This window comes from Oligoflexus tunisiensis, from assembly GCF_001748245.1.
GTDB classification, from domain to species: domain Bacteria; phylum Bdellovibrionota_B; class Oligoflexia; order Oligoflexales; family Oligoflexaceae; genus Oligoflexus; species Oligoflexus tunisiensis.
On sequence record NZ_BDFO01000001.1, the window covers coordinates 2,855,147 to 2,871,320 of the forward strand.

Annotated in this window: 13 protein-coding genes; 7 read left to right on the forward strand and 6 right to left on the reverse strand. The window is 55.3% G+C overall.

Going from position 1 to position 16,174, the window contains the following annotated elements; translation table 11 throughout:
• The first annotated feature begins 121 nt into the window (after nt 1-121).
• A complete protein-coding gene (locus OLTU_RS12250; RefSeq protein WP_141733050.1) occupies nt 122-850 on the forward strand; it encodes an FHA domain-containing protein in 729 nt (242 codons plus the stop codon).
• On the opposite strand, the gene OLTU_RS12255 is transcribed toward OLTU_RS12250, so the two are convergent.
• Entirely contained in the window at nt 847-2,772 is a 1,926-nt protein-coding gene (locus OLTU_RS12255; protein ID WP_218109998.1) for a sensor histidine kinase, read from the reverse strand. The genes OLTU_RS12250 and OLTU_RS12255 overlap by 4 nt on opposite strands.
• Nucleotides 2,773-3,066: 294 nt before the next feature.
• Here OLTU_RS12255 and OLTU_RS32320 point away from each other — a divergent pair, with 294 nt between their 5' ends.
• Together OLTU_RS32320 and OLTU_RS12265 are read left to right on the forward strand one after the other, a co-directional pair.
• Nucleotides 3,067-4,851: an alpha/beta fold hydrolase gene (locus tag OLTU_RS32320; RefSeq protein ID WP_218109999.1), complete on the forward strand. Its 1,785-nt coding sequence runs from the start codon at nt 3,067-3,069 to the stop codon at nt 4,849-4,851.
• Entirely contained in the window at nt 4,848-6,563 is a 1,716-nt protein-coding gene (locus OLTU_RS12265) for a GMC oxidoreductase (RefSeq protein ID WP_141733052.1), read from the forward strand. Before OLTU_RS32320 ends, OLTU_RS12265 begins: the two co-directional genes overlap by 4 nt.
• Before the next feature lie 14 nt (nt 6,564-6,577).
• Here the strand turns inward: OLTU_RS12265 and OLTU_RS12270 are convergent, their stop codons facing one another.
• On the reverse strand, nt 6,578-7,990 hold the full coding sequence (locus tag OLTU_RS12270) for a hypothetical protein (RefSeq protein WP_141733053.1): 1,413 nt from the start codon (nt 7,988-7,990) through the stop codon (nt 6,578-6,580).
• 294 nt (nt 7,991-8,284) lie between these two features.
• Between OLTU_RS12270 and OLTU_RS12275 the strand changes: the two genes are divergently transcribed.
• Nucleotides 8,285-9,991 (forward strand): sensor histidine kinase, encoded by a 1,707-nt coding sequence (locus tag OLTU_RS12275; protein ID WP_141733054.1) that lies wholly within the window; start codon nt 8,285-8,287, stop codon nt 9,989-9,991.
• Here OLTU_RS12275 and OLTU_RS12280 read toward each other — a convergent pair.
• The 4 genes from OLTU_RS12280 to OLTU_RS12295 form a co-directional block, all read right to left on the reverse strand.
• Entirely contained in the window at nt 9,894-10,916 is a 1,023-nt protein-coding gene (locus tag OLTU_RS12280) for a YcaO-like family protein (protein WP_141733055.1), read from the reverse strand. The two genes, OLTU_RS12275 and OLTU_RS12280, sit on opposite strands and share 98 nt — an antisense overlap.
• On the reverse strand, nt 10,900-11,574 hold the full coding sequence (locus OLTU_RS12285; RefSeq protein WP_141733056.1) for a heme oxygenase-like domain-containing protein: 675 nt from the start codon (nt 11,572-11,574) through the stop codon (nt 10,900-10,902). The genes OLTU_RS12280 and OLTU_RS12285 overlap by 17 nt, the downstream gene beginning before the upstream one ends.
• A 140-nt stretch (nt 11,575-11,714) precedes the next feature.
• Complete coding sequence (locus tag OLTU_RS12290; RefSeq protein WP_218110000.1) at nt 11,715-12,395, reverse strand: GNAT family N-acetyltransferase; 681 nt, start codon at nt 12,393-12,395, stop codon at nt 11,715-11,717.
• Nucleotides 12,396-12,597: 202 nt separating this feature from the next.
• The gene (locus OLTU_RS12295) at nt 12,598-12,924 is read right to left on the reverse strand and encodes a DUF1820 family protein (RefSeq protein ID WP_141733058.1); all 327 of its coding nucleotides are present in this window, start codon (nt 12,922-12,924) and stop codon (nt 12,598-12,600) included.
• Nucleotides 12,925-13,042: 118 nt separating this feature from the next.
• Between OLTU_RS12295 and lysS the strand changes: the two genes are divergently transcribed.
• Genes lysS through rfbD form a run of 3 tightly spaced genes read left to right on the forward strand, consistent with a single transcriptional unit; the run spans nt 13,043 to nt 16,114 of the window.
• Nucleotides 13,043-14,635, forward strand: a complete 1,593-nt coding sequence (lysS, locus tag OLTU_RS12300; protein WP_141733059.1) for a lysine--tRNA ligase — start codon at nt 13,043-13,045, stop codon at nt 14,633-14,635.
• A 29-nt stretch (nt 14,636-14,664) separates the two neighbouring features.
• On the forward strand, nt 14,665-15,153 hold the full coding sequence (locus tag OLTU_RS12305) for an LEA/WHy family protein (RefSeq protein ID WP_141733060.1): 489 nt from the start codon (nt 14,665-14,667) through the stop codon (nt 15,151-15,153).
• A gap of 22 nt (nt 15,154-15,175) precedes the next feature.
• Nucleotides 15,176-16,114 carry a dTDP-4-dehydrorhamnose reductase gene (gene rfbD, locus OLTU_RS12310; RefSeq protein ID WP_141733061.1) on the forward strand — a complete coding sequence of 313 codons (939 nt, stop codon included), beginning with the start codon at nt 15,176-15,178 and terminating at the stop codon, nt 16,112-16,114.
• Nucleotides 16,115-16,174: the final 60 nt, after the last annotated feature.

A 16,174-nucleotide genomic window follows, 5' to 3' on the forward strand; every position in this document is an offset into this window, starting at 1 on the left:
GTCCGGTCCGAAGCTTGACCTGCATGAGTGACAGGTTTAATTTTGATACCAAGCAGCTCAGTTTTACTGGTATGGGCCAAGCCATTTAGGTATCATAATCGGTAGACCATACGAGGAAAACATGACGACCAAAGGGAAATCGGACAAAGACAAGCGCGGCGTCCTCGTCTGTATTTCTGGCAAAAGTCAAAATGAGCTGGTTAAACTCCGCCGGGATAATACGATTTTCGGGCGTGAAAAGGCCGATATCATTGTCTCCGATGCCGAAGTTTCCGCCACCCACTGCCAAATCCAGTGCATTGAAGATTCCTACCACATTTTCGATATGAACAGCAGCAATGGGACCTTTGTCAATGGGCAACGCATCGTCAAAGCCAAGCTGAAGGAAGGCGATGTCATTGAAATTGGCAAAACCGTCTTTCGTTTTGCGCTGGAGGATGAAAAGAACGTTCGGCATATTCCCACACTCTTCAGCTCCACCAAAAAACAGGATCGCAGCAACAGCCTGGTCGATACGCTGATTGAGAAGGAACTCAAGCAGGCCCACAAGGTCCACCTGGAGATTATTGTGCAGTACGGCAACGGCAGCCGCGAGACGATCCACCTGCATCAGAAGGTGGCCTATATCGGACGGGCTTCCAGTTTTGGGCATTTTGATCAGGATTCCGAGATTTCCCGGAAGCATCTGATGATTAAGCTGAACGATACCGGCGAAGTCTTCGTCGAGGACCAGGGTTCCACCAACGGCGCCTTCCTTAACGGCCAACGCATGACCGGCATGCACCGGGTTCAGCCCACCGATGAAGTGCGGGTGGGACGCTGCATTCTGCGTATTATTGCCAAGAGCTAGACCGAAGGCAGTGCCACATCATTGGCGGCGACGCGCAGCCGAATTTCAATGGTGGTGCCGTGCTGGATGTTGCCGGTCTGCTGCTCCACCGATTCAATATGAATACTGCCGCCAAACATTTCCAAAAAGGTTTTGACCAGGGGCATCCCAAAGCCGGTGCCGGTTTCGTTATTGGTTCCGCGCCTTGAAGTATTGGCCTTGGGATCGAAGAGCAGATGCAGGATATCCCGTGGGATGCCGATGCCCGTATCCCGTATGGTGATCACTGCGTACTCACCCAAACGCTCCGCCTCCAGAGTCACCGCTCCGCCTTCTGCCGTAAATTTAATCGCATTGGACACGAGGTTGTTGAAAATCTCGTGCGTGAGCGAGGTGCTATCGGCCAGAACCAGGATGTCATTACTCTCCTGAATAAAACGCCAGGAGAGTTTCACACCTTTTTCAATGGCCTTGGTCTGAAAGAAAAAGTCGATGTCTTCAAACACCTTGCGGAGCGAGCAGGGGCGCAGTTCAAACTCGAGTTTGCCGGAACGGAAGGCTTCATAACGGCGAACCTGGTTGATGATGCCCTCAATGGAATCCGCCGCACGCTTGATGCGTTCCCATTGTTTCTGTTCATCCGGTTTCAACTGACTCCGCCGTGAGGCGAGGAAAAAGACGGTTTTGATGATCGAGATGGGATTGCTGATGTCGTGGCACACCATGCGCAGAAGATGCTGCAAATTGTCCCGTTCCCGGGCTTTCATTTCCGCTTCAATCTTGCGTTGCTGGATCTCCTTGATCCGCAGCGCGAGGGCGATGGACATCAGCACCATCTCCAGCATATTGCCGAGCAAGGGGGAAACCGCCACCCAGGTGGTTTTGCTGATGATCCCCACGTTACCGAGCACCCAGATCGCAACGCTGCTGGCCAGGGAACCCCAGCCGAACAGGAACACGACGGCCGTCCGATCCCCGTGGCGAATCGCGGTGACGGCGCCGAGGAACACGAAAAAGAGCGAGCAGACATCGAAGAAACTCACAAAGCGTGAAAAGGGGAAACCCCAGGGCGTTATCAGCAAAAGCGCGAGGCCGACGGCGAGGGTGATCACGAACTGCATCACCTTGTCGAGGCGCGGGGCGATCCGCGCGAGGTTCAGGAAACTTCGCGTGTAAAGCATGGCAGAGATGGCCGGCAGACAGATGACGAAATGGGAATCGCGGGTGGATTCGAGCGGCCAGGGCAGGCCCCAGATTTCAGCGTAACCGCCCTGCAGGATCGCATTGAGGAGCATGGACGCCGAAAAGAAGACGTACATCAGGTAATCTTTGTAACGGATAAATATGAAGAGGCAGAGGTTATAAACGAGCAGCGCGAAGAGGCAGCCATAGTAGGCATAAAAAATCGAACTTTCCAGCGTGGACTGATCCAGATGATGCTGATCATCGAGCAGAAGAAAGTTGAAGGCGAGTTGCAGGTCGCTTCTGATTTTGAAGTAAAACGTCAGATCCTGCTGCTGGGGCAGATCAAAGCGGCCAAAAGGCATGCGGGTATAGGGATCGCGCGGCTGATGCAGCGTGCCTATATTTTTAGCTGCGATCATTTGCTCGCCTTGCCAGACATAAACCTCGAAGAGATAAAAATCAGGTCGCAGGGAGCCAAGGATCCACTGCACGCGCGGGCTTTCATTCCGCAGGGAGAGCCTGAACCATATGGTGCTGCGGGTGAAGCCAAAACCGCTTTTGTGAAGATCCTGCACCGGCGTGAAGGAACCGGCCTGATCGATCTTCCGGATGTCCTCGATGGAAAGACGGCTCTCCTGATCCTCGAATGCGCTCAGATAAGGCACCAGATCATAACGTCCCTTGTCCCCGGACAGCACAAGGGTCGCGGCCGCCAGAGGTTGCATCCAACCCAGCAGCAGCCCGAAAAGAATCCCCATGTTCAGGACAGAGAGCATAAAAAATAATCCCATTAATTCTGATGAGTTCTCGGCTCTTTTGAGTGGGAAGTTGAGGGGCGGGAGGTCCGGAGGTTAAAGGGGTGCGGACAATGCTTCTTCGCGGCTGATAAATGACTTCGTTTTCGTCGCTTTTTTGCAGCTCCACCAAGTTTATATACGCGTGAATTTATGTACATGAACGCGCAGAGTGCCAAGGGTTCTGACGCTTTTCGAAGGAATTGTTTATAATAAATTTCACAGATTAACGTTACGGACTTGAATGAAGGAATGCCCATGAGCAGCGCGCCTGTTTCCCTGGCCTTTACTGAGGACATGCACGGTTTCTGTCATTTCGATGGAAACAACCAGGACTTTGGTCGTGACGATCAGCAGTGCTATGAGCACGCGTTCCAACAGGGCCAGTCCCAGGGCCGCGCCGTCAAGTTCCGATTGACCATTCAGATTCCGGATATCGATCGTTTTGTGAAGGATCCCAAGCTCTGCGCCGAAGCCATCGGCAAAGTCGAGGCGGATGCGGCAGGCGGTGATCTGAAAGTGGAAAAAGGCACCTTTAATCTTTTTGTCCAGCCTGCGTCCGACCAGGCCAGCACCATTGCCCGCGAGATGCATTACACCCTTTATCTGCGCAATCAAAAGGGAGAGCCCTGGACCTTCTATGGCTATAAAACGGTTCGCGATGGAGCCATGGCCGAGGTCTGGGATCAGACCACCACTCTTTATACAAGGCTCTGGAAGGGGCACTCGGACAAGGCTCCGGACAAGGTCGAGGCCCAGGGTATCCTGCACCTGACGGCCGAGGATTTTGCGCGACAGCTCACCACCTTTCGCAGCTCCGGTCGCACGATTCTGGAACGCGCTCGCGCTCTGACTCTGTTCGGTGGTGAATTTATGGGCAACCTCTGGCAGTCCTATGCCCCGGGCTTCATGCAGTCGGAACCGGAACTTTGGTCCAAGGTTGCCATCCCCGTGCACACCGACCGTGGCGTGAGCGAAGCCACCATCACCCACCATCCCTTTGATACCAGGGATGGACTCACCCTGGGTCTGCAGCGTTTTCAGCGCAAGCCCTCCGACGATGTGATTGTGATCCTGCATGGGCTCACCACATCCACGGATATGTTTATCATGCCCGAGCATCAGAACCTCGTGGAGTACCTTCTGGATGAGGGCTACGGTGATGTCTGGTCCCTGGACTGGCGGGGCAGTGGACGCTATACCTATAACCTTGAACCTCACAGTTTCACCCTGGATGATGTCGCGGCCTATGATATTCCCCCGGCTCTGGAAAAAATCCGCGCGGCGGTGGGTCCGAAGGCGCGGCTGCATATCATCGCACACTGCGTGGGCGGCATCAGTACCATGCTGAGCATGGCTCTGCAGTCCTTTCCCGGCTTGGAATCCGTAACGATCAATAGCGTCGGGCTTACACCACGCGTCAGCACCTGGTCACGTTTGAAACTGATGTTCGCGCCTTTCCTGGTGGAAAAGGTTCTGCGTTATCCCTATGTCAGCCCTCGCATGCCGCAGTATCCTGGCCTGGCCTTGGGCAAATGGCTGGTCCCGGTTTTGGCCTTGTTTCATAGGGAATGCCGTGATCCCGCCTGTCACTTCATCAGTTTCATGTGGGGCTCGGGTCATCCGGCCGCCTATCAGCACAGCAACATGAGTGTGCTGACGCACAGCCGCCTGGCTGATCTCTTCGGTGGCACTTCGATGAACTACTATCGGCATATCAGCAAGATGGTGGGCAACGGTCAGGCCTGTCCCATGAAACCCGGGGCCCGCGGGGATCTTACGCTGCCGGGCTCCTACCTCGACGCCTTCTGTCAGAAAAAACAGCCGCGCCTGCTCCTCATCAGTGGCCGGGAGAATCATATTTTCCCTGGTGCCAATCGCGTGCTTTATGAGGAATTGAAAAAGCGTCGCGCGGATCTCGCCGTTCGTTACTGGGAAGTGCCGGGTTACGGCCATCAGGATATCTTCATGGGCCAGCATGCAGCTCGGGATATATTCCCCGGTCTTCTGGCCTTTTTGCAAGGCAAGGAGGCGGGCGTATGAAGTTCGATGCAGAAGCTCTGGTGATCGGTTCGGGTTTTGGTGGTGGCGTTCTCGCCTGTCGTCTGGCCAAAAAATGGCCGCATGACGTCATGGTCGTGGAACGCGGCAAGCGTTATGGCTTCGGCGCCTTTGCCCGCTCGCCGCATGACATGGCCAACAACTTTTTCGTACAAAGAGAGGACGGACACAAACGCCCGCGCTTTGTTCCCAAGGATTCCACGACGGGCCTCTTTGATATTCGCAGCTATGATCACATCGATGTGGTGCAGGCCGCGGGGCTGGGCGGTGGCTCGCTGATCTATGCGAATGTTTACCTGGAGCCACCGGAGGCGGTCTTTGATGAACGCTGGCCTGCGAACTGCAAGAGAAAGGACCTTGAACCTTACTATGCAGTGACCAAAAAAGTCCTCGGGGCCCGGACCATTCCCGTGGATCATGATCCGCGTCGCAGCATGACCCGCACGCAGTACTTCGCGAAAGCGGCCAGTGCCCTGGGACGAAAGTCGGAGCTGGTTCCGCTCATGGTGTATTTCGGCAAGGATCCGGCCAAACCCCTGGCCCCTGGTCTGCAGGAAACCAACCGCTACGGCGCCCTGCAGAGTTCCTGCAATTACTGCGCGGAATGTGACCTCGGCTGCAATATCCGTGCAAAGAATTCCACGGATGTGAATTATCTTCACGTCGCGGAAAACAAGTATGGCGCCCGCATCCTCACCGAACACGAGGCGCAGAGCATCGTGCCCTTGAATGCATCAGGTCATGCCGATCCCACAGCGGATGGGCAGTACGGTTATGAAGTGCTGGTGCGCGATCTGACCAACGGCAACACACGACCCTTCCGCGTCAGGCGGGTGATCAGTTCTGCCGGGACTCTGGGAACGAATGAACTGCTCCTGAAGTGCCGCGACCGCATGAAAACCCTGCCCCGGATCAGCCCCAAACTTGGCGAAGGTTTTTCCGGCAATGGCGACTTCCTGTCCTTTATCGTTGACGCTGATCGACCGGCGAATCCCAATTATGGACCGGTGATCACCCAGCGCATCGATTTCAATCTCTTTGAAAATTTCGACAAGGACCGCGCCTTTATCATGGAGGACGCCTCCTATCCCAATATCCTCGCCTGGTTTATCGAAGGGCAAAAGCCTTTGGTTTTCAAGATGCGGGCCTTCTGGCAAGGGCTAAAGGAAACGGTGCGGACGCTGCTCAAGTATCCGACGCTCGGCCGCATGGGTAGCATCCTGACCCGCTTTTTGGGCGATGACCTGTCGTACAAAGCCAGCGTGCATCTTTGCATGGGGCTCGATAAAAGCGATGGCCGCATGGACCTCGACGCTGCCGGACGGCTCGCCATTCATTGGCCAACGCAAAACAGTCGCAAACTCTATGATGCGATCGATCAATCGGTTCGCCAGTTCAAAAAAGTGGTGAACGGACGCATCATGTTTCACATGCCGACGTGGAATTGGCCTTTGCGCCGCAACGTGACCGTGCATCCCCTCGGCGGCTGTCGCCTGGCTTCGGGTCCGGATCAGGGTGTGACCAGCAGTCAGCCGGAATCCTTCGGCGCCGTGCATCACTACCGGAATCTTTATGTGGCGGATGGCAGTCTCTTTCCCACCGCAGTTGGAGCCAATCCATCGGCGACCATTGCGGCTCTGGCGGAACGTGTGGCCCAGGGCATCACGGGAGAGATGCCGACGGATGATCTTTAAGATTTAACTGGTGTCTAGGATTCACCTGCGACCTGATCCGACGAGCCGGCCAAAGGCTGGCGCAGCGCCTGGGTCAGGTTGCAAATATGCGCGTTGCAAAGATAGGGACCCGGGCCAATCACGTCAGGGCTTTCGATGACCTTGACATAAAGGGGGCCGCCCAGCTTTTCCTGGAAGTGCGGGCTCGTGATTTTGATGAGCGAGTAGGGGCCGATGCGCGTCGTGGTGCGCAGATTGAATTGCAGATAATCCGCCTTCACCAGTTCCGCGGTCATATGCAGCTGGGCGAAGGAATAGGCATGATCAGCGGGTGGAAAGGACGCCTGCTTGTCATTCGAAGTCGGACGCCTCTGCGCAAGTCCCACCAGATATTCGCGCTCGATGAGTTCCGAGAGATTCACCGGCACATGCTTGAGTGTCCAGGTCCGCCGCGGCGCATTGCTGTTCTTGGCGGTGGGACTTTCCTTGCCGCCGATGGTGACGATGCAGGCATGCTCGGGCAGATAACGCAGAAGTTCATAGAAATTGCGTTTGGATTCACCCTGGGTCAGCCGTTCCTCAACAAACACGAGATCCGGGCTGAAAAATTTGGGCTCGTAGATCAGGCTCTGCTTTTGCAGGGCGGTATGGACTTCATATTTGCGTTTATCGAGATACTTGAGCAGCGTCGTTCGCAGCGCCGGGGATTGAATCGCCAGGAAAATCTTCGGCCTTTGTCCGAGGTCGACGCGATGCAGTGTGTCGAGTGTATCAATGATCTTCTGGGGTTCGGCATTGATCACGGCATCCTGATACCAGCTGGCAATGATGGCTTCTGAGAAACGGTAGGTGAGGTTGGTCTGCTGCTTCTGCTGCACCTGCACGTTCACTGTGGAAAGCCCGAGCGCGCTGGCAAAGCCGCCCTCCATTTTCAGGGTATCGCCCACCCGCGGGCAGCTCCTGGTTTCGAGCCAGACCTGCTGCGCTCCAATCCATACAAGGCGGGCCGGCACCACAATGTCGATGGGCTCGGCGACGAATTCGAGATCGCTGTGCAGGGAAAGCACGGATTCGACGCCCGAGGTGGCAAATTCAAAGCGCTGCAGCCATTCGTGATCATCAAGGTCAGCCGGAATAATATCGCGGAAGCCCTCGTTCATGGCTGCGTCCATCAGCGCAAAGTCATTCCGCGAGTTGGAAACCAGAAGCCTGGCGCCATTGATATCGGGGATATTGGCAAAGGCATGCGCATAGCCGATGGCTTCCGCGCTGGGCCATTCATCGCCCAGAATGAGTATTTGTGCGCGTTTGACGCAGATTTCCTTGATTAAAGTCTCGAAGTTTTCGAAAAAGAAAACATGATAACCAATGTCGTCCAGAATGCTGGCGCGTCGATGATGATGATCATCAACGGCAGGCAGCAGCCAATAGACACTGGAACGTTTCATGACAACTCCTTTGGGGAGATTACCCTGAGCGCATCGGCAGACCTGCCGGGGAAAATAAGAGGAAAAGCAGGCGCCCGGTGGAGTCGGCGACCGCAACCGTGGAATAAGGCGGTCATTGTTTCGCGTTTTGGGATAGCCTGCGAATTGGCGTATTGACGGCAATCCGGGTCAATTATTCCCCCAAAGTCATGTCGAATTGTAGACGCATTCATTTTGGGCTGGCATTTGGCGGTAAAAAAGCAGAAAGAATAGCCGACTCAGGATATTTCGTCCTTCATCGGGAGCGTCCTCCGTATGCAACGCGACACCGTCATCATCAAGCCCAAAATCCATCTGGCCATGTCCATGGTGTTGTTGCCCATGATCATCGTTTTCTTCCGACCCACTCTTTGGGAGCTCGTGGGCTTTTTTGTGGTTGATTCCTTCTGTTATATTGCCATGCGTCCCTTTGAAATCCCTTTGTTTCATCGCTATTTCCCCAAAACACGCCTCTTCTTTCCTGACGTGAATCCGCGGCTCTTTGACATTCAGGACTTCAAAGAGCGTATGGACATGTACAGAGCCATGGCCGAGTTTCCACGGCAAAGGGCGCTTTATATCCTGGCGGTGAGTTTTATCAAGGTTATTCCAGGTTTCGCCTATGGCCTCTGGGTCTGGAGCGATCACTACACCGCGATTGAAATCATCCTCAAGGGCTTTGCCGTCTGTGCCTTTACCTTTTCCTATGGGGTGGGCATGGGCTTTCTCGGCTATCACAACCAGGTGAGTGAAACCCTGGAAATCGTGCATCGGAAAAGCAACTGGTCCGAAGTCTTCCGGGCCATCGATCCCTTGCCGAATGAGTCGATGTTTAAACTTTTTGAAGTTCTGGCCATGCTCGGCGTCCTCGTCTTCTGGGTGGGAATGATCTGTCTGATTCCCTTTGAAGGGGGACAGGATTCTCCCTGGCTGTCCCTGCTGCAGATTCTCTATCTCTCCGGCTTTGGCATCTATTTCGTAAGCCAGATCCATGCGACGAGTCGGCGTCAGGTTACGCAGGGCCTTGAGTCGCTCATCACCTATCTCAGTCGTGAAGGCAAGCCTTTGGATCCGCGGGGGCTGCCGCTCAGCACCAATCCCACGCTGGCCTTTTATCAGAAAACCTTCAACGACCTTGTGGAACGCAACGTCGCCAATGAGCAGGAAATCCACCGCTGGATTTTGCGCAAGGCCGAGGATTCCCGTTACCTTCAGCTGGGTCGTGTCACAGGACTTTTCATCCACGATCTTGCCACGCCGCTGACCATCATGGGGCTGTCGCTCACGCAGCTGGAGGAAAAGCCGAACGATCAGGCTGTGGCCCGGCGCTATGTGGAACGGCTGCGTTTCTGTCTTCAGCAGATCAGCGATTTTATCGGCAACCTGCGCCTCTCGCTGCGCGACAGCACGGTCAATGCCCATCAGGCCTCGCCTTATCTTGCCCATCAGGCGGCCACGCGCATGCTCTCGTATCTGCATGAGCGGCCGGCTTACGCGAAACTTTCGCTCCGCTGTGACGTCGATCCCGAGCTGCGCGTTTCCTTTCCGCAGCCCGAGCTGAATCAGATCATTCTCAACCTCTACTCCAACTCCGTGTCCAATCTTCTGGAACACAGGGTGGAAAATCCCAGCCTCGTCATGGAATTTCATGCGCTGGATGCCCAGCATGTGGATCTGATTGTGCGGGACAACGGCACCGGCCTTTCCCTGGAGAATTTTCAATTCATAACCGAGGAAGCGGAACGCCTCCCGGGACAGGAAGGCATTGGCCTGAAATTAACCAAAAGGCTGGTTGAACTTTATGGAGGCAGTCTGAACCTGACCGAATCGGAGGCGCCTCACGGTTCGGCTTTTGTGATTCGCCTGCAGCAGGCTCAGACCGATTTCACACCACGGGATGAATCCAGAGACATGCCGGGAGCTGCGGGAATTCAGAAGGTTGAAATCGCCCGAATACCAGTGGAAGCGTCCCAGGAATCGTAACGCGTACCACCACACCCGCATGTGACCCTTCCGGCGTGAGATCCACTGCCAAAGCTTCGCCAGCGTGTTTTATGGGGGCAGCCGCCGTCGGATGCGTCGGCGCCCCGTTCAGCCAGGCTTCCAGCAGAGGCCGGCGCGCCGGGTGTAGAAAATATTCCTGATGAAAATCCGGGGTCGGCGTGAACTGCGGCTCGTCCGTGGGAACCTCCAGAGGATCCAGGAAAGCCAGACGCTGTACCGCTTCCCCCAGGGCCTTGTGCATGGCCGCAGCGGAATCCAGGGCCGCACCGAAGCCATAGACGGGCGGATGACCGGGATGCCGGGGCCAAAGAAAACAGCCCCGCACCTGAATGCTGCCCAGATCCTTCAAAAGAAACGAACCAAAATCAAAGAGCCGAAATTCGTAAAGCCCCTGCAGACTTTCCAGGGCCGCCGGCAGATTCATGGGGATCCCCTGCGGCCGTAAGGCTCCATACCAGCTGGCGAGCACGAGGTGACGTTCCACGACCTCACAGGCTGCCCGCTCCACGGCGTCCCGAAAATTCACACCGAGCGCCACGCCGTTGGATTTTGCATACTGCATGTGCTCCGGATCCGGTGACTTCTGAAAAAGCATGGCACCGCTCGTAAAACCAATTTTCCGGGACGTTAAACTGAGCAAGGGCCAGACCTTTTGAGCCGGCTGATCCAGTGCCCGCATCAAAGCCAGGCGCTCCTGCAATTCGAGCTGCGCAATATCAAGTGAAGGTTCATTCCAGCCCGCCCAGCTGCCTGTGATCACCTTCTGATCCTGCGCGCGCTGGCAGGCATAACCGCGCAGATGGAGACGACAGTCCGCGATCATGCGGGTTTCTTCCAAGGCATCGATCAAAGTCCAACCGGGGGCCAGCTCAAGCTGGGGCCCGGCTTCAAGCGGCTTGTTCATGGGGCTGACTCAAGGCTGTGCAGAATTGCCAGTAACGTTCCATGATGCCATCCAACACGCGACAGTAGTCCGCGCAATGGTCAACGGTAAGACCGACCCGGACGGCAGCCTCAGCCCATTCCGCTACGTGGTGCTGGTCGAGCTCCGCATGCTTGCCGATGATGGTCATCATGCTCTGCGGAATCCGGCTGTTGCGTTCAATGGCGTTGAGCGAGGCCGGACCAGCCAGAACGGTAAAGTATTCGGCATAGAGCACATAGATAAAATAATCGAAAGGATTGCGGCGGATCATGGCCTCGTTGCTGGCGATGAAGGCACGCATCTCAGGCAGAATGCCAGGTCCCGCCACCATCTGGGGGAAACGTTCCTTGAGGGCCTTCACATCGTCATGACCCCATTGATCGTGCCCGACCTCTTCGCCCAATTTTTCCGCAAAATAAGCGGCCAGGACCGGATAACCCTGGGTCGAGGCGAGATCCCGGGCCAGAGTCAGATGCTGCGGCGTATGCGCCGTCAGAAAACTTACGTTCTGCAGAAAGCTGCTGAGTTCTGTGACGGTCAGGCTGCCATCAAAGATGCGTTGATAGAAGCGATTCGATTTTTTCAGAGATCGAAAGTAATTCTGAATATGATGCGTTAGATTGTGATAGATTTCCATGGGAAAACCCTTGTGGCAAGTGAAGACCCGCTTCAGGAAGCGAAGCGGGTCCAGTTTCAACTCACAGAGTTGTCAAAGCGTATTTCTTTTTCATGGTACGACTCCTGAATATGGTTTCTGGGGCCCATCCCCATTTCCTGCTATTTCTTGCCCGCCGGCCGCTGCATCGCGGCGATATCACTGGACGCGGTCATGGAGAACAGCCGCGCACACTGCTCACGGTCCTCATCCTGCAAATAGCGGGTCATATGCAGGAGAACACCCCAACGTTCCGAATAACCGAGCGAGCTGACCACACAGCCCATCTTGTTGAGCACATGAAGATGATGCTGATTGCTCGGAGCCACATCACCTTCGATGCGTCGCACACCATGGTCTTTCATGATGCTGGCCAAAAGTTCAAAGAACATGGGATAGAGGCCCAGATTCTGATAATCCGGATGAACGGCAATATTACGGAAGTTATAACTGCTCCAGTCGAGCAGGGAACCCACAGCCAGACCCATGACGCGATCACTCTCTGCCAGATCCTGGAAGACGAAAAAATCGCCGAGCTCTTCGTAATATTTCTGTTTCGCATCGGCAGCGCCGTCGTCCTTGAAACGACTCTCCGTGGCATCGCGCTGGTAAACCTCGGGAAAAAGCTGATGAACCAGCGGCCAGGCCTCCACAGCCGCGATGCGATCGACCACGATGTTCGCCGTCAGAGTTCGGGGGAAATGCAGTTTCCAGTCCAGACCCCAGATTTTTTGGGCCAGGGATTCCGAATCCTGAGTTTGAAGCGACTGTTTTCGGGGCTGGATTTTTTGAACGGAAGCCATCTTTTTTCCTTTGCCGTGACGCAACACTCCACCCTCCTTCGTAGGCGTGGCGTTTTAATTGAGTTAAGATTCCTTAACAGCACGAGCGCTGCAATTAGCGCTCTGCGATCAACGGCATGGCTGAAAGTTGCGATGAATTTGCCGGCGGGACGCGGACTCTTTTCCAATGGCAGGATAAGGATCAGGAGTCAATCTGTTCAAGTCAGTCCTCGTCCTTGTCATCAGGGACTTCTTTCAGGAAGGGCAGCGCCTTCACATCGACCGGCTCGTCATGGATTTCTTCCACAAACAGGATGTTGTGATACGGGATATGCATGGAGATGGTATTGCGGAAGCGCTTGCTCGCCGCGTCCTCTTCCGGAAGGATAATCATCTTGGTGGCATCCTTGAACACAAAGTCGCTCAGACAAACCAAGCCGGGCAACGTGCTCGGCTCGACCTGCCGCACCAGAGCTTCCATCGGGGCTGTCTGGCTTTTTTCCACAAATCGTACGCGGTAAATATGCTCTTTTTTCATCCAAGTCCTCATGGCGTGTCAGTGGTTTCAAGGCGGCGGTCTAGCCCGGTTTTCTCTTGCCTTGAGCCCTTCGTATGCTAAAACTAACCGGTTCCGTTCGTAAACGCATTTCCAAGAACAAAGGTAATTCATGAAGCCCCTGACCCCCCATTGGGCCGACCAGGCTGCCGCACGCGTGGCAGCTGCATGCGGCGACAAAGACTCGTATACCGTGGCGAGTGGTATCACGCCCAGCGGAGTTGTCCATATCGGTAATTTCCGTGAGGTCATCACGGTCGACCTCGTGGCGCGAGCCCTGCGCTCATTGGGAAAAAAGGTGCGTTTCATCTACAGCTGGGACGACTTTGATACACTGCGTAAGGTTCCCGTCAACCTGCCCAATCAGGAGATGCTGACCGAAAATCTGCGGCGTCCGATCAGCCGTGTTCCCGATCCTTACGGCGAAGACAAGAGCTACGCAGCCCATAATGAACGCGTCTTTGAAGAGGAATTGAAGCAGGTCGGGATCGATCCTGAATTTTTGTATCAAAGTGAACGCTATGGTTCCGGTCTTTATGCGGAACAAATCAAGGTGGCTTTGGAAAAACGCGATGTGATTCGCAAGATCCTGGATGCCTTCCGGGCGGAACCTTTGGCCGCCGACTGGCTGCCGACCACGATTTACTGCAGTCGCTGCGAGCGCGATCGCATGGAATATGAACGTTATCCAGGCGGTTATGATTATTCCTATAAGTGCGGCAGCTGCGGCCTTGAGGAAACGATCGATATCCGCAAAACCTCCAATTTGAAATTGAACTGGCGAACCGACTGGCCGATGCGCTGGGCCTATGAAGGCGTGGACTTTGAGCCAGGTGGCAAGGATCATTCCAGTGATGGCGGTTCCTATGACACCGGCAAGCGCATCGTGAAGGAAGTCTGGGGCCGGGAAGCGCCGCAGTACCTGCAATACGATTTCGTGTTGATCAAAGGCGGAACGGGGAAAATGTCCTCGTCCAAAGGCGAACTGATCACCCTGTCGGAAGCCATGGCAGTCTATGAACCCCAAATGGTGCGGTGGATCTTTGCCAACCAAAGACCCAACACCGATTTTGCGATCGCCTTTGATACCGATGTGATCAAGGTCTACGATGAATTCGATCGCGCCGAGCAGTTCGTTCTGCAGCCTATGCCGCAAAATCCAGGCAAATGGCCGGTCATGCGGCGCGCCTATGAACTGTCCTGCCTGGGGGAGGGCGAAGTGCCGGCTAAAGCTCCCTATCGCGCGCCCTTCCGTGAACTCACGGGCCGTTTGCAGCTTTGCGATGGTGATGTGGAGCGGACCTGGGCCGTTTATTACAAGGACAAGGCGGTCACACCCGAGGAAAAAGCGGCCTTCCGCAGTCGGGCCGAACGCGCCTGGAATTGGGTGCAGGACTATGCGCCGGACGAGTTCCGTTTCTCCATTCACAAGGAAGCGGTTCCTGTGGCGATGTCGGAGCAGCAGAAGGCGGCAGTCGTGGCTCTGCGCGGACTCTTGCAAGGACTTGACCTCGCGTCCATCGAAGCGAAGGATTTAAACCAGCGCCTCTATGATGATATCATTCATACGACAGGCTGCGATGGCAAAGAGTTTTTCAGCGCCGTCTATCAGAAGATTATCGGTCGCGATCAAGGTCCACGTCTGCCGGGCTTCCTCAAGGAACTGGGCAATGATCGCGTCCTGAAGCTTTTGGCAGACGTCTAAGCCGTCGCTCCACACTCGAGGAGGGGCTGATGTTGGATCGGCGGCGTTTGGGTATCCTGCTGACGGTATCGGGTTTGATTGCGATCGGCGGATGCACGTATTTCCGACAAATGATCGGCTGGGTGGCGGAAAAACCTCAAATCCAGCTGGTTCAGATCGATGTCCAGTCCTTCAGCGTGCATCGCATCGAGCTGGTTTTTGTGCTCGATATCATCAATCCCAACGCCTTTCGGGTGGAAATCGAAAACCTCGACTATCGGGTCCGCGGACTCGATATGGAGCTTGGCAAGGGTCAGCACAGTCAACCGATTGTGCTGGAAGCCAAGGAACACAGCACGGCCCGTCTGCCCTTTTCCGTGGACCCCGAGGTGGCGCTGCAGCTGATGAAGAAGTATATGAAAAATCCCAAGGATCTGAAACTCAAGCTGTCGGCCCGGCTGCATCTCGGCACGGCCTTCGGCGCGATGAATATGCAGTTCGAAGACGAGAAGATTTTGCTCAAGGGTTTGCCCCAATAACATGCAGCTGAGAAGGTGGAGCATGATGAAGCGCCCGCGGATATTCCTCACAGGAGCCAATGGACAGGCAGGATTTGAAATCTGGCAGGCCCTGGCGCCACTGGCCGATATCAGCGCTTTTAAAGGACCTCATGATCGGGTTGCGGCCATTCCCGCCGAAACGCTTGATCTGTGCGATGCCGCCGCCTTGGAGCAGGCCATTCGCCAGGTGAAACCCGACCTCATCATCAATCCGGCCGCCTACACCGCGGTGGACAAGGCGGAGAGCGAGCAGGACAAGGCCTTCCTGGTCAATGCCACCGCTCCCGGGGTGATCGGTCGCGTGGCGCGCGAGGTGGGAGCCGCCGTGGTGCATTTTTCCACGGATTATGTCTATTCCGGTGAAGGCACCAGTCCCTATCACGAGGATGAACGCATTGCGCCGATCAATGTGTATGGGCAAAGCAAGTGGCAGGGTGAATCCAATCTGATGGCCAGCGGGGCCGCCTCTATCACACTGCGTACATCCTGGGTTTATGGTGTCTACGGCCATAACTTTGTCAAAACCATGCTGAAACTTGGTCGCGAACGCGAAACCTTGAAAATCGTGAATGATCAGCACGGAGCGCCCACCAGTGCCCGCACGCTGGCGAACTTCGTCCAGCACCTCGTGCAGCTCGGTCGTACGCACGGTTTTCCGGCCACTTTCAGCGTCCATCAGGGCGTTTATCATCTGACCGATCGCGGCTGCACCCACTGGCAGGCCTTCGCCACGGAAATTTTCCGTATCGCCCGCAGCTACGGAGTGGATCTTGCGGTAAAGGAAGTGGACGGCTGCCCCAGTTCGGATTATCCTACACCTGCGAAGCGACCCCGGAATTCCCGTCTGTCCTTGACCCGCATCGAGGAAAGTTTCGGCTTCCAACCCCCACGCTGGCAGGATGCCCTGGCTGCGATGATGGCCCCGCTCCTGGGCCTTTGATTTTCAATTAGTATGGCTTATGGATTTCCATAAGTTTTTGCCCATAACCGGGTCTCTGGC